This window comes from Streptomyces sp. SM11, from assembly GCF_002910905.1.
GTDB lineage: Bacteria > Actinomycetota > Actinomycetes > Streptomycetales > Streptomycetaceae > Streptomyces.
The window spans coordinates 73,470-86,835 of record NZ_NEUE01000135.1 but is presented as its reverse complement, the minus strand read 5'-3'; the positions used below and the strand labels follow the sequence as shown (position 1 = coordinate 86,835).

14 protein-coding genes are annotated in these 13,366 nt (G+C 72.6%); 4 read left to right on the top strand and 10 right to left on the bottom strand.

The window, feature by feature from the left end; all coding sequences use genetic code 11:
* The 4 genes from B9S58_RS10730 to B9S58_RS10715 form a co-directional block, all read right to left on the bottom strand.
* Positions 1-265, bottom strand: a 265-nt coding sequence (locus B9S58_RS10730; RefSeq protein ID WP_308457897.1) for a biotin/lipoyl-containing protein, incomplete at its 3' end; no start/stop codon positions are given.
* A 62-nt stretch (positions 266-327) separates the two neighbouring features.
* Positions 328-1,716 carry a dihydrolipoyl dehydrogenase gene (lpdA, locus tag B9S58_RS10725; RefSeq protein ID WP_103531879.1) on the bottom strand — a complete coding sequence of 463 codons (1,389 nt, stop codon included), beginning with the start codon at positions 1,714-1,716 and terminating at the stop codon, positions 328-330.
* 352 nt (positions 1,717-2,068) lie between these two features.
* Positions 2,069-3,616, bottom strand: coding sequence for a leucyl aminopeptidase (locus B9S58_RS10720; RefSeq protein WP_103531878.1), 1,548 nt, complete (start codon positions 3,614-3,616; stop codon positions 2,069-2,071).
* Positions 3,617-3,807: 191 nt separating this feature from the next.
* Complete coding sequence (locus tag B9S58_RS10715) at positions 3,808-4,590, bottom strand: adenosylcobinamide-GDP ribazoletransferase (protein ID WP_103531877.1); 783 nt, start codon at positions 4,588-4,590, stop codon at positions 3,808-3,810.
* A gap of 89 nt (positions 4,591-4,679) precedes the next feature.
* Between B9S58_RS10715 and B9S58_RS10710 the strand changes: the two genes are divergently transcribed.
* A complete protein-coding gene (locus tag B9S58_RS10710) occupies positions 4,680-5,444 on the top strand; it encodes a hypothetical protein (protein WP_103531876.1) in 765 nt (254 codons plus the stop codon).
* Here B9S58_RS10710 and B9S58_RS37915 read toward each other — a convergent pair.
* From B9S58_RS37915 to B9S58_RS10695, 3 genes are all read right to left on the bottom strand, one after another.
* A complete protein-coding gene (locus tag B9S58_RS37915; protein ID WP_181009261.1) occupies positions 5,342-6,109 on the bottom strand; it encodes a hypothetical protein in 768 nt (255 codons plus the stop codon). The genes B9S58_RS10710 and B9S58_RS37915 overlap by 103 nt on opposite strands.
* 171 nt (positions 6,110-6,280) lie before the next feature.
* The gene (gene cobT / locus B9S58_RS10700) at positions 6,281-7,405 is read right to left on the bottom strand and encodes a nicotinate-nucleotide--dimethylbenzimidazole phosphoribosyltransferase (protein WP_103531875.1); all 1,125 of its coding nucleotides are present in this window, start codon (positions 7,403-7,405) and stop codon (positions 6,281-6,283) included.
* Positions 7,406-7,771: 366 nt separating this feature from the next.
* A complete protein-coding gene (locus B9S58_RS10695; RefSeq protein ID WP_103531874.1) occupies positions 7,772-9,010 on the bottom strand; it encodes a bifunctional adenosylcobinamide kinase/adenosylcobinamide-phosphate guanylyltransferase in 1,239 nt (412 codons plus the stop codon).
* A 78-nt stretch (positions 9,011-9,088) separates the two neighbouring features.
* Between B9S58_RS10695 and B9S58_RS10690 the strand changes: the two genes are divergently transcribed.
* Positions 9,089-9,298, top strand: a complete 210-nt coding sequence (locus B9S58_RS10690; RefSeq protein ID WP_103531873.1) for a hypothetical protein — start codon at positions 9,089-9,091, stop codon at positions 9,296-9,298.
* Positions 9,299-9,379: 81 nt separating this feature from the next.
* Here the strand turns inward: B9S58_RS10690 and B9S58_RS10685 are convergent, their stop codons facing one another.
* The 3 genes from B9S58_RS10685 to B9S58_RS10675 all read right to left on the bottom strand — a co-directional run bounded on the left by B9S58_RS10685 (position 9,380) and on the right by B9S58_RS10675 (position 11,942).
* Positions 9,380-10,468, bottom strand: a complete 1,089-nt coding sequence (locus B9S58_RS10685; protein WP_103531872.1) for a S1C family serine protease — start codon at positions 10,466-10,468, stop codon at positions 9,380-9,382.
* Positions 10,469-10,551: 83 nt separating this feature from the next.
* Complete coding sequence (locus B9S58_RS10680) at positions 10,552-11,244, bottom strand: methyltransferase domain-containing protein (RefSeq protein ID WP_103531887.1); 693 nt, start codon at positions 11,242-11,244, stop codon at positions 10,552-10,554.
* 98 nt (positions 11,245-11,342) lie between these two features.
* On the bottom strand, positions 11,343-11,942 hold the full coding sequence (locus B9S58_RS10675) for a DUF3043 domain-containing protein (protein WP_103531871.1): 600 nt from the start codon (positions 11,940-11,942) through the stop codon (positions 11,343-11,345).
* Positions 11,943-12,260: 318 nt separating this feature from the next.
* Between B9S58_RS10675 and B9S58_RS10670 the strand changes: the two genes are divergently transcribed.
* Positions 12,261-13,046: a PspA/IM30 family protein gene (locus B9S58_RS10670; RefSeq protein WP_103531870.1), complete on the top strand. Its 786-nt coding sequence runs from the start codon at positions 12,261-12,263 to the stop codon at positions 13,044-13,046.
* A 10-nt stretch (positions 13,047-13,056) separates the two neighbouring features.
* A complete protein-coding gene (locus tag B9S58_RS10665) occupies positions 13,057-13,335 on the top strand; it encodes a hypothetical protein (RefSeq protein ID WP_103531869.1) in 279 nt (92 codons plus the stop codon).
* Positions 13,336-13,366: the final 31 nt, after the last annotated feature.

The window sequence follows — 13,366 nt, the reverse complement described above, 5'->3', positions numbered from 1 at the left end:
GGGCCTCGGCCTCGGCCGGAGCGCCCGAGCCGTCGTCGATGACGGCCAGCTCGGCGCCGACCTCGACGGTCTCGTCCTCGGCGACCTTGATGGCGGCCAGTACACCGGACGCGGGGGCGGGGATCTCGGTGTCGACCTTGTCGGTCGAGACCTCGAGCAACGGCTCGTCGGCCTCGACGCGCTCGCCCTCGGCCTTCAGCCAACGGGTGACAGTGCCCTCGGTGACGCTCTCGCCGAGCGCCGGAAGGGTTACGGAAACCGACATGGTTTCAGTTGCTCCTTACGAAAATGCGGAAGTGGTCGGTCGTCGCGCCCGGGACCGGGGGATCAGTCGTGGGCGTGGAGAGGCTTGCCGGCCAGCGCCAGGTGAGCCTCGCCCATCGCCTCGTTCTGCGTCGGGTGTGCGTGGATGAGCTGGGCGACCTCGGCGGGCAGCGCCTCCCAGTTGTAGATCAGCTGGGCTTCGCCGACCTGCTCGCCCATACGGTCGCCGACCATGTGGACGCCGACCACGGCACCGTCCTTGACCTGGACGAGCTTGATCTCGCCCGCGGTCTTGAGGATCTTGCTCTTGCCGTTGCCCGCGAGGTTGTACTTGAGGGCGACGACCTTGTCCGCGCCGTAGATCTCCTTGGCCTTGGCCTCGGTGATGCCGACGGAGGCGACCTCGGGGTGGCAGTACGTCACCTTGGGCACGCCGTCGTAGTCGATCGGGACGGTCTTGAGACCGGCGAGCCGTTCCGCCACCAGGATGCCCTCGGCGAAGCCGACGTGGGCGAGCTGGAGGGTCGGGACGAGGTCGCCCACGGCCGAGACCGTCGGGACGTTGGTCTGCATGTACTCGTCGACCAGGACATAGCCGCGGTCCATCGCGACGCCCTGCTCCTCGTAGCCCAGGCCCTGCGAGACCGGGCCGCGGCCGATGGCGACGAGCAGCAGCTCCGCCTCGAAGGTCTTGCCGTCGGCGAGCGTCACGCGGACGCCGTCCTGCGTGTACTCGGCCTTGTCGAAGAAGGTGCCGAGGTTGAACTTGATGCCGCGCTTGCGGAACGCGCGCTCAAGAAGCTTGGAGCTGTTCTCGTCCTCGACCGGGACGAGGTGCTTGAGGCCCTCGACGATCGTGACCTCGGTGCCGAAGGACTTCCACGCCGAGGCGAACTCGACGCCGATGACGCCGCCGCCCAGCACGATCGCGGACTTCGGCACGCGGTCCATCGTCAGCGCGTGGTCCGAGGAGATGATCCGGTTGCCGTCGATCTCCAGGCCGGGCAGCGACTTCGGCACGGAGCCGGTCGCCAGCAGCACGTGGCGGCCCTGGACACGCTGGCCGTTCACGTCGACGGAGGTCGGGGACGAGAGCTTGCCCTCACCCTCGATGTAGTGGACCTTGCGCGAGGCGATGAGCCCCTGGAGACCCTTGTACAGGCCCGAGATCACCTCGTCCTTGTACTTGTTGACGGCCTCCATGTCGATGCCCTCGAAGGTCGCCTTCACGCCGAACTGGGCCGACTCGCGGGCCTGGTCCGCGATCTCGCCCGCGTGCAGCAGTGCCTTCGTGGGAATGCAGCCGTTGTGCAGGCAGGTGCCGCCGACCTTGCCCTTCTCGATCAGGGCGACGTCCAGGCCCAGCTGCGCTCCGCGCAGGGCCGCGGCGTAACCGCCACTGCCACCGCCGAGGATCACTAGGTCGAAAACGGTGCTGGCGTCGTTCGCCACGTCACGTCCTCCATGCATGTGCGCCGTAAGCCGGGGCCCCGTCGCTGGGGTGTGACCGGCCGGTCGGCTGGTGTGCGGCCGCTTTTGTCTTCGGCCCTGTGGTGGGGGCCCTGTCCTGCCGAGAACCCATCTTCGCACTTGTCGACGGTGGGCGGGACGCGGGGCCCGGGTCCGGGACGGATGATCGTCCGTCCCGGTGGGTTACTGCTGCGTAGATACCTACGGATTCGGCCGGTGTTCGTCGAGAGCGAAACCCGTTCGCCCGTCGCCGCTCATCCTTGCCGCTTCCGCTCCGAGAACACGTACGGCCCCGGACCTATGCCCGGGGCCGTACGCGACGGAAGGCGGGAACTCAGCCGAGGTCGCCCGCGGCGGTGCGCTCGGCGAGCCGCACCAGGGTGCGGACCGCGGAGCCGGTGCCGCCCTTGGGCGTGTAGCCGTACGGCGCGCCCTCGTGGAAGGCCGGGCCCGCGATGTCCAGGTGCGCCCAGGCGATGCCCTCGCCCACGAACTCCTGCAGGAACAGGCCGGCCACCAGGCCGCCGCCCATGCGCTCGCCCATGTTGGCGATGTCGGCGGTGGGGGAGTCCATGCCCTTGCGCAGGTCGGCGGGGAGCGGCATCGGCCAGGAGGGCTCGCCGACCTCCTCGGCGATCTCGTGGATCGACGTGCGGAAGGCGTCGTCGTTGGCCATCACACCGAAGGTGCGGTTGCCGAGCGCCAGCACCATCGCACCGGTCAGGGTCGCCACGTCGACGATCGCGTCCGGCTTCTCCTCCGAGGCACGGGTCAGCGCGTCGGCCAGGACGAGCCGGCCCTCGGCGTCGGTGTTGAGGACCTCGACGGTCTTGCCGCTGTACATGCGCAGCACGTCGCCCGGGCGGGTGGCGTTGCCGGAGGGCATGTTCTCGGCCAGCGCCAGCCAGCCGGTGACGTTGACCTTCAGGCCCAGGCGGGCGGCCGAGACGACGGCGGCGAACACGGCGGCGGCGCCGGCCATGTCGCACTTCATCGTCTCGTTGTGGCCGGCCGGCTTGAGCGAGATGCCGCCCGAGTCGTAGGTGATGCCCTTGCCCACCAGGGCCAGGGTCTTCTCCGCCTTCGGGTGCGTGTAGGTGAGCTTCACCAGGCGCGGGCCGCGCTCGGCGCCCTGGCCGACGCCGAGGATGCCGCCGAAGCCGCCCTTGACGAGGGCCTTCTCGTCGAGGACCTGGACCTTGATGCCGTGCTCCTTGCCCGCGGCGGTGGCCACGGCGGCGAAGGACTCGGGGTACAGGTCGTTCGGCGGGGTGTTGATCAGGTCGCGGGCCCGGTTGATCTCCTCGACCAGGGCCAGGGCGCGCTCGACGGCCGCCTTGTAGGCCTTGTCGCGCGGCTTGGCGCCGAGCAGGGCCACCTCGGCGAGCGGCAGTTTCGGGCCGTTGTCCTTGGACTTCGCGTCCTTGGGCGCCACCTTGTTCTCGCCGCCCTGGTAGGCGGTGAAGGCGTACGCCCCGAGGAGCGCGCCCTCGGCGACGGCGGCGGCGTCCTCGACCGTGCCGGCGGGCAGCGCGAAGCCGGCCTTCTTGGAACCGGTCAGCGCACGGGCCGCGGTGCCCGCCGCGCGACGCAGCACCTCGGCGTCGTACGCGTCCTCCTTGCCCGGGACCGGACCGAGACCGACCGCGACGACGACCGGGGCCTTGAGGCCGGACGCGGCGGGCAGCTTGGTCAGTTCGCCCTCGGCACCGGTGGCACCCAGGGTCGCGAGGACGGCGGCGAGCTTTCCGTCGAACGCCTTGTCCACGGCCTCGGAGCCGGGTGCCAGGACCGGTCCCTTGGCGCCCTTGGCGACGCCGACGACGAGTGCGTCGGCGCGCAGCGTCGCCGCACCGGCAGTGCTGAGAGTGAGAGCAGTCACGGTGGTGAATTCTCGCTTCCGTTGAGTTCGAGTTCGGTCGAGGGGTGGGCCGACCGTGCCCGGCGCATCGTAGACCCCGACGATGTGCCGGGAATGAGCCTACGCGCGCGGTTCCTGCTCCGTGACGGCGGCGGGCCGTTCCGGACCGCCGGGGCGGTCGGTACGGCGGTCGTCGCGGTGCTGCCGCGCCGTCAGGTCCCGAGCGCCAGCACCACCAGGGCGGCCGTCGCCGCGGTCTCCTCGACGCCCCCGAAGACGTCCCCGGTGACCCCGCCGAACCGCCGTACGCAGTGCCGCAGCAGCAGTTCGGCGGCGGCGAGCGCGCCGAGCACCGCGAGTGCGTGGTGCAGCGCCGCGTACGGGCCCAGCGGCGCGCCCGCGGCCGCGCACAGCATCACCGTCACCACCGCCGCGAGCAGCGCGCGCCCGGCCGGCACCGTGGACGCCACCGTCGCCCCGAGCCCCTCGGGCCGGGCCGCCGGGACACCCCGACGGGACGCCAGGGTCAGCGTCAGCCGGGCGGCTACGCCCGCGACGACGGCCCCGAGAGCCCCGTGCGCCCAGCCCTCCCCGTACAGCTCGAAGAGGACCGCGACCTGGGCCAGCAGGACCAGGAGCAGCGTGATGACACCGAACGGCCCAATGTCGGACTGCTTCATGATCCGCAGCGCGTCCTCGGCCGGCTTCCCGCTGCCGAGACCGTCCGCGGTGTCCGCCAGGCCGTCCAGGTGCAGCCCCCGGGTGAGCGCGGCGGGCACCGCGACGGAGGCCACCGCCGCGAGCAGCGGCCCCGAGCCGGCCAGCAGCGACAGGGTGCCGAGGGCGGCGGCGAGCAGTCCCACGACGAGCCCGGCGAGCGGGGCGCAGAGCATCCCGGAGCGGGCGGTCGCGCGGTCCCAGCGGGTCACGCGGACGGGCAGCACGGTCAGGGTGCCGAAGGCGAAACGTACGCCGTGGCTGTTCAGGAAGGTCACCGCGCGCAGGCTAGCCGCCGGCGCCCACCGATAGATTGGCCGAAACGCGGCAAATCGCAGTGAAGGCGGATGTATCAGGAGTGGGTGGCGTGGGTCACTGGTGGCACGACAACATCGCGGAGCCGGGCAAGCTGCCCCTGCTCCTCGCGCTGGCCGCCTTCGTCCTGACCTTCGCGGTCACCCGCACCATCACGCGCATGATCCGCGCCGGGAAGGGCCCGTTCCGCAACATCACCCCGGGCGGGGTGCACATCCATCACGTGGTGCCCGGGGTCGTGCTGACGGTGATCGGCGGATTCGGCGCGGTGGCCGCCGGGCGGCACGGCGTGGCCGCCGGGATCTGCGCGGTGATCTTCGGGGTGGGGGCAGGTCTGGTGCTGGACGAGTTCGCCCTGATCCTGCATCTGGACGACGTGTACTGGACCGATGAGGGCCGCCAGAGTGTGGAGGTGGTCGTGCTGACCGCCTCCCTGGTGCTGCTGGTCCTGGCGGGCTTCTCCCCGCTCGGCGTCGACGACGTCACCGACGAGGAGCAGCAGGGGAGGCTCGGCGTCATCACGACGTACGCGACCAACTTCTGCTTCGTCCTGATCGCCCTGTTCAAGGGCAAGGCACGGATGGCGGTGCTCGGCACCCTCGTCCCGTTCGTCGCGCTGGTCGGCGCGATCCGGCTGGCCCGCCCCACCTCGCCGTGGGCCAGGCGCTTCTACCGCCACCGCCACCGGGCCCGCTCCAGGGCGCTGTTGCGCGCCTACCACCACGACGTGCGCTGGGCCGGGCCGCGCCGGAAGTTCCAGGACCTCATCGGCGGCGCCCCGGACCGGGTCCCGCTGCCGCCCGCGCCCAAGCCCTGAGCGCCGCGCCGCCGCCCGCGCCACTCCCGTACGCCGCACACCACCAGGACGGCGACGATGGCGGCCAGATGCTCGCGGCCCGCCAGGTTGTCCTTGACGAGGACCTCCACCACCATCGCGAGGATCACCAGCGACCCGGTGAACCAGGCGCGTTGCCGGTGGCAGACGTACACCGCGAGTCCCACGACCGCCGCCGACGGGCCGGTGTCCACCACCTGCGCGTCGGAGGCGGGCAGCCCGGGGAACGTCTCCGGCCCGAGCGCGATGCCGATCCGCGCGTACAGCGTCCCCGCCAGCGTCGCCAGATAAGCCACCGCGAGGGTGCGCCACCGCCCCAGGCACACCTCCGCGATGCCGAACACCAGCAGGATCTGGGCCAGCGCACCCCACACCGGCAGGTCGAGCGCGGGCACGAACAGCGACAACGGGGTACGCAGGAGGGCGAGCCACAGCGGGTCCTCGGCCCGTACGGCACCGAGGTTCTGCACCGGCCGGTAGCCCCACGCCTGGTTCTGCGTCACCTGGACGGTCGCGGTCAGCGCCACCGCGGTCAGCGTCAGTGGAAGCGCCCGCGCCCCATGTCCGGCCAGTCCCCGCCGTACGTTCGTGCACAGCCGGCCCCACTCCCGTACCGCCGCCCGGCGCAGGGCCGGGAGACGGCTCATCCACTCTCCTCGAACAACATGGAACGGGCCCCCGGTCGGTCGGTGTGCGGCTCGGCGCGGATGCGCGCCGAGCCGCGATCCCTCTCGAAGACGGACCGGGGCAGCGCGAAGTTGAGCGACACCCGAGTGACGCCGATCTCGTCCGCGCGGTGGGTGGGGAGCCGGGGGCCCTCAGACCCCGTCGAGGGCCGCTGCCTCCGGCTCCGGCTCCGCGTCCACAGCGTCCACAGTGTCCTCCGACTGCTCCGGCTCGCGCTCCGGCTCGCGCTCCGGCAGTTCGGCGGCCAGCGCGGCCGCCGCCTGCACCAGCGGCAGGGCCAGCAGCGCGCCACTGCCCTCGCCCACCGTCACCCCGTGGTCCAGCAGCGGGGTCAGCGCCATCCGGTCCAGCGCCTTCGTCTGCGCCGGCTCCCCGCTGACCTGGCCGGCCAGCCACCAGTCCGGCGCCCGGAACGCCGCCCGCTGCGCCACCAGCGCACAGGCCGCCGAGACGACCCCGTCCAGGATCACCGGCATCCGGCGCACCGCGCTCTGCAGCAGGAAGCCCGTCATCGCCGCCAGGTCCGCCCCGCCGGACGTCGCCAGCAGCTCCAGCTGGTCGCCGAGCACCGGCCGGGCCCGGCGCAGCGCGTCCCTGACCGCCGCGCACTTGCGCATCCACGCCAGGTCGTCGATGCCCGCGCCACCGCGCCCGGTCACCACGGAGGCGTCCGTGCCGCAGAGCGCGGCGACGAGGGTGGCCGCGGCCGTGGTCCCGCCGACGCTGAGGTCGCCGAGCACCACCAGATCGGTGCCGGAGTCCGCCTCCTCGTCGGCGATGGCCATGCCCAGACGGAGCGCCCGCTCGGCCTCCTCCGCGCTGATCGCGTCCTCGACGTCGATCCGCCCCGAACCGCGCCGCACCCGGTGCCGCACCACGGACTCGGGCAGCAGCTCCGGATCGCAGTCCAGACAGACGTCCACGATCCGCATCGGCACCGAGAAGCGCCGCGCCAGCACCGCGACCGGGCTCGCCCCGTCGAGGGCGGCCCGCACCAGCTCGTACGCGCTTCCCGCCGGCCGGCCGGAGACGCCCAGCTCCGCCACCCCGTGGTCACCGGCGAAGAGCACCAGACGCGGCTGTTCGACGGCCCTGACCGGCACGGACTGCTGCGCGGCGCTGAGCCACTCGCCCAGCTCGTCGAGCCGCCCGAGCGCCCCCGGGGGTACCGTCAGCCGCTCGCGCCGCTCCTCGGCATCGCGCCGTACACCCCCGTCGGGGCGTTGGATCAGGTCGGAGAAGTCGTCCAGGTTCACGGAGGTCTGCCTCGCGGGTCGTCACGTCGGGTCCGGTGCGGGAACCCGGCGGCGGGCCCCCGGGGCGCGTCCGGCGGATCTTGATCGGATAGGCCGGACACGCCCTGCCCGGAACAGTACCGGTCGGCCCACGGGGCGGGCCCGGCCGCGAGCAGCACGGCCCGACGACCCCGGCAGCCGACAGCACCGCCCCCTCGGGGGTGTTTGCCATTCCCGTCTGCCTCACGACGCCATGCACGCACTCCCGCCGCACCGACCCCAGGCCCAAGTACGTCCAGTACGAGGGCCTGGGGCCGGCACGCCGAGAGCACGCACCCGACGCCGCGCGGCCGCCCTGCGGCGACGACGGGAATGGTCAGACACCCCCTAGAAGGTGCCCGGCCCCGACCCGCCGGACACCCCCTGCCCCCGCAGCACCAGCGCCTGCCCCGCCACCACCAGCAGCACCTGCTCGCACTCGGCCGCCACCGCCGCGTTCAGCCGCCCCAGCTCGTCCCGGAACCGCCGCCCCGCCGACGTCGCCGGAACCACCCCCGACCCCACCTCGTTGGTCACCAGCACCACCGGCCGCCTGGTCCCGCGCACCGCCGCGACCAGCTCCGCGACCCGCTCCCGCAACGCCGTCTCGCCGCCGTCGTGCCACCGCTCGTCCTCCCAGGCCGCCACCCGGTCCATCGCGTCGGTCAGCCACAGCGACAGACAGTCGATCAGCAGCGGCGGCCCGTCCACGGCCAGCAGCCCGGTGAGCTCGCAGGTCTCCTCGGTCCGCCAGGCGCCGGGCCTGCGCTCCCGGTGCAGTCCGACCCGCGCGGCCCACTCCGGGTCCCCGTCGCGGCGGCCGCCGGTCGCCACGTACACCACCTCCGGGAACGTCTCCAGGCGCTGCTCCGCCTCCAGCGACTTCCCCGACCGCGCGCCCCCCGTCACCAGCACCCGGCGCGGCACGTCCGGCACCGCGTGGTACTCGCCGACCACCAGCGTCGTCCCGTCCGGCACCGTCCGCGCCCCGGCCGCCGCGAGCCGCCGCTCCAGCTCGGCGCCCGGCGGGGCCTCGTGGTCGAGGTGGACCGCGATCACCTCGGTCGTCGGGCCGACCGCGCCGGCCGACCGGAGCCGGGCCACCGCGTCGGGGCGCGCGATCACATCGCAGACGACCATGTCGTACGGCCGGTCCACCCGCCCGTCGAGACCCGAGGGCGCGGCCCCCGGCGGCAGGTACAGCAGCCGCTCGCCCTCCGGGGAGGTCACCTCGTACCCGGTTCCCGGGGCGTCCATCGCCACCGCCCGCACCCGGTGCCCGCTGATCAGCGTCAGGACCTGGCCGTCCGGCACCCGCCCGGCCGACGGCAGCAGGGCGGGCAGTTCGAGGGCGGGACCGTCGTGCGGGTGGGTCAGCAGCACCTGACGGACCGCGCCCAGCGAATGCCCGGCACGGGCGGCCGCGAACACCGCCCCGGGGGTGAGGTCCAGCAGCAGCGCGTCGTCGACCAGCAGGGCTGTCGCGGCCCGCGCCCACGGGCCGCGGGCCGAGGCGCAGGCCGCGCAGGGGCAGGAGGGGCGCGGCAGCCCGTCAGGGGCTCCGGTGCCGAGCAGAGTCAGTTCCACCCCTTGATCCTCCCGCGTCCCCCCGCGAGGTGCGCGTCCGGCTACGCTTCGGGCAGCAACGTGACCCGGGAGGCTGGCATGGCGTGGACGTGGCGGTTCGAGAAGTCCGACGGTACGGAGACGGAACCGGCGCTGCAGCCGGAGGAGTTCACCACCCAGGGCGACGCGGAGTCCTGGATCGGTGAGTACTGGAAAGAGCTCCTGGAGGGCGGCGCCGCACAGGTGACGCTCTTCGAGGACGCGACCAGGATCTACGGCCCGATGAGCCTGCAGGCCGACAGCGCCTGACGTTCGGGCGGCAGCGGTACGGCCGAAGGGCGGGCGGTACGGGTATCTTCCCGTACCGCCCGCCCTTCCGGCGTCTTCGGATCAGATCTCGCCGAGCGTGACCTCCGCCGTCCGGCTCTCGTCGTCGCGTGTGTACGTCACGGTCACCCGCTGGCCCGGCTCGTCGTCCGCCAGGGCCTCGGCGAGCGAGGTGACCGTGGTGACCTCGGCGTCCCCGATCTTCGTGATGGTGTCCCCGGCCCTCAGCCCCGCCTCGGCCGCGGCCCCGCCCCGGTCCACGCTGACCAGCGCCACCCCGGCGGGGCGGTAGTTGTCGTCGACGACCGTGCGGCCCGTGATGTTCAGCGCGGCCCGGCCCGAGTCGGTGACCCTGCCGTCCTTGATGATCTGGTCGGCGACCGTCCTCACCATCGAGACGGGGATCGCGAAGCCGATGCCCGGCGCCGCGCTGTCGCCCATCTGCGGGTCGGTCGCCGCGAGGGTCGGAATGCCGATCACCTGGCTGTCCAGGTCGACGAGCGCCCCGCCGCTGTTGCCCGGGTTGATCGCCGCGGACGTCTGCACCATGTTGGCGATCGTCGCGCCCGTGCCGCCGCCCGCCCGGCTCTCGCTCACGGTCCGGCCGAGCGCGGAGACGATGCCCTGGGTGACGCTGCTGGACAGGCCGAGCGGCGAGCCCATCGCCATCACGATCTGCCCCACCGCGACCTTCCCCGCGTCGCCGAACTTCGCGGGTTTCAGCCCGTCCGGCACTTCGTCGAGCTTGATCACGGCCAGGTCCTGCTCCGGGTAGGAGGAGACCAGCGAGGCGCTCAGAACCGCCTGCCCGGTGGCGACGCTGACCTTGAATTTCTTCTCGTCACCGACCACGTGGGCGTTGGTGACGATGTGCCCCCTGTCGTCGTAGACGACCCCGGAACCGAGGCTCTCCGAGGCGTCGATCTGCACGACCGACGGCAGGACGTCGTTGATGACGGCCTGGTAGGTGTTCTGCAGGTCGTCGGGGGCGCGCTTCACCGCACCCTGCGCCGTGCCCGACGCGGGGGCCTCGGGGGCCGGGGCCGCCGGCTCCGTACCGGAGCAGCCGCCCGCGAGGGCGAGGGCGCAGACGGCCGCGGACAGGGGAAGCAGCAGCCTGCGCGCCCGGCTGCGGGAGAGGGATGCGTCCATATCCGGAGTCTGGAGGCCGACCCGTTCGGGTGCCCGTACTGATGGGCCGAACGGGCCCGCCCCGCAACACCAGCCGTGCGCTGCTAGCCGCGCACTCCGCACAGATGCAGCAGCGCCGCCACACCCCGGTACGGGTCGGTCCGCCCGGCCCGGTCCTCCAGGGTGAGGACCCGCTCCAGCTCCTCGGCCGGCAGCTCCTCGTCGTGTCCGACGTGGTCCGTGAAGACCTGCACCCCGTACCAGGCGTGCAGTGGTGCGGCGATGCCCGCGAGCGTGGCCCGCAGGGCGTCGAGCCGGTCGGCGCGCACCGTGTGGCCGAGGTGGTCGGTGTACGTGGCGGTGTCGAAGGCGGTCAGGGCCGCGCCGAAGTCACCGGCGATCCCCGGGCGCATCGCGAGCGCGTCCGCGTTCCGTACGAGCAGGGAGAGCAGACCACCGGGGGCCAGCATCCGGGCGAGCCCGGCCAGCATCGGGTCCGGCTCCTCGACGTACATCAGGACGCCGTGGCACAGCACCAGGTCGAAACTGCCGGGCAGGAAGTGCACACCGGTGTCCCGGCCGTCGCCCTCGATGAGCCTGACGCGCTCCCGGATGCCCTCCGGCTCGGTCGCCAGGCACGCACGGGCCGCCGCCAGCATCTCGGCGTCCGACTCCAGGCCGGTCACCGAGTGACCGGCCCGCGCCAGTCGCAGCGCCTGCGTGCCCCGGCCCATGCCGACGTCCAGGACGCGCAGCCGCTGCCCCACCGGGAACCGCGCGGCTATCTGCTCGTCCAGCTGCCGCCCGACGAGCTCCTGGCGAACCCGGTCGCGTACGCCGACGGGACCTGCCGGCCATGCCGAGGAGACCCCGGTGAAGCCGGAGGTCTCCGTACTCAGGGCCGCTCTCCGCGCTTGACCTGCGGCTTCGGAAGCCGCAGTCGGCGCATCTGGAGCGTGCGCATCAGGCCGTACGCCACGGCTCCGCGCTTCGGCGTGTCCGGGAAGCGCTCGCGCAGCTGCTTCTTCAGGCGCATCGACAGACCGATCGAGTCGATCACGATCAGGATGATCACGCCGAGCCAGAGCAGCAGCGAGATGCTCTGGATGTTCTGCACCTGGATCACGCTGAGGATCAGGATGATCACGGCGAGCGGCAGGAACCACTCGGCGACGCAGAAGCGTGAGTCCACGTAATCGCGGACGAAGCGCCTGACCGGGCCCTTGTCACGGATCGGGAGGTAGCGCTCGTCGCCCGACGCGAGCGCCTCACGCTGCCTGGCCAGGTCGGCGCGGCGCGCTTCGCGCTGGCGCTTCACGGCCGCCTTGCGGTCGGTCGGCGCGCTGGACGCGGCGCGTCGGCGCTGCGTCTGGGCCTCGCTGCGCTTGGGGGTGGGGCGACCCTTGGGAGCCTGCGGGTCGCGGGGCTGCTGGGAGAGGTCCGCCGTCACCTTGCCGGTGGGGGCCTTCTCTGTCTTGGAGCGGCTACGGAACACAACACCCAAGGGTACGGGGTCCCGCGCGGCCCCGGGAGCCCGGGCGGGAACGATCCGGCAACGGACGGCGTCCCCGGTAGTGCCACGACGGGCCGATACGGGTGTTAACCACCTGTTCCGGCGTACGTCGGAGAGACTTCCCGGGGCTCCGCCTACACCCTGGGCGGGAGCGTTCCCGGGGTGCAGTCGTCCTTGGGGAGGAGCACATCGGGACTCGGACAGTGCGGTAATGGAGACAGGGCCCGTACTGTGGGTTCTATCGGGAGTGCTGGAGCTCAGTTCGTCAGAAGGGGGCGCGCGAAGCCCATGAGCGGTGTCATGAAGCGTATGGGGATGCTTTTCCGCGCGAAGGCAAACAAGGCCCTTGACCGGGCCGAGGATCCGCGCGAGACCCTGGATTACTCGTACCAGAAGCAGCTGGAGCTGCTTCAGAAGGTGCGTCGCGGCGTCGCGGACGTCGCGACGTCCCGCAAGCGCCTGGAGCTGCAGCTGAACCAGCTGCAGGGCCAGTCGTCCAAGCTGGAGGACCAGGGCCGCAAGGCGCTGGCGCTGGGCCGCGAGGACCTGGCGCGCGAAGCGCTGTCCCGGCGTGCCGCCCTCCAGCAGCAGGTCACCGACCTGGAGACGCAGCACACCACGCTGCAGGGCGAGGAGGAGAAGCTCACCCTCGCGGCCCAGCGGCTGCAGGCCAAGGTGGACGCCTTCCGCACGAAGAAGGAGACCATCAAGGCCACCTACACGGCGGCGCAGGCCCAGACCCGGATCGGCGAGGCCTTCTCCGGGATCTCCGAGGAGATGGGCGACGTGGGCCTCGCGATCCAGCGGGCCGAGGACAAGACGCAGCAGCTCCAGGCGCGGGCCGGCGCCATCGACGAGCTGCTCGCCTCCGGTGCGCTGGACGACCCGACCGGCACGGCGAAGGACGACATCGCCGCCGAGCTGGACCGGATCTCCGGTGGCAGCGATGTGGAGCTGGAGCTGCAGCGCATGAAGGCCGAGCTGGCCGGCGGCTCCTCGTCCTCGCAGCAGGCCATCGAGGGCGGCGCCCAGGACAGTGCGCCGCAGTCGCAGCAGTCGTCCCCGCACAAGTTCGACAAGCAGTAAGGGCAGCGTCATGATCGTACGGATCATGGGGGAGGGCCAGGTCAAGCTGGCCGACAGTCATGTCGTCGAACTGAACGAGCTCGACGACGTCCTGCTGAAGGAGATGGAGAGCGGCGACGGCCCCGGCTTCCGCACGACTCTCCACGCGCTCCTGGACAAGGTGCGCGAGCTCGGCACTCCGCTGCCGGACGACTCCCTGGAGCCGTCCGAGCTGATCCTGCCGGCGCCCGACGCCACCCTCGAAGACGTCACCGCCATGCTCGGTGACGACGGTCTCATCCCCAGCTGATTCCACGGGCCGGCCCCCGGCGGGCCCGTGG

Excerpts from the sequence above, each read along its gene's own strand:
- B9S58_RS37915 (WP_181009261.1), bottom strand. The coding sequence starts at position 6,109 with ATGAGCCGTCTCCCGGCCCTGCGCCGGGCGGCGGTACGGGAGTGGGGC.
- B9S58_RS10690 (WP_103531873.1), top strand. The coding sequence starts at position 9,089 with ATGGCGTGGACGTGGCGGTTCGAGAAGTCCGACGGTACGGAGACGGAA.
- B9S58_RS10685 (WP_103531872.1), bottom strand. The coding sequence starts at position 10,468 with ATGGACGCATCCCTCTCCCGCAGCCGGGCGCGCAGGCTGCTGCTTCCC.
- B9S58_RS10670 (WP_103531870.1), top strand. The coding sequence starts at position 12,261 with ATGAAGCGTATGGGGATGCTTTTCCGCGCGAAGGCAAACAAGGCCCTT.
- B9S58_RS10665 (WP_103531869.1), top strand. The coding sequence starts at position 13,057 with ATGATCGTACGGATCATGGGGGAGGGCCAGGTCAAGCTGGCCGACAGT.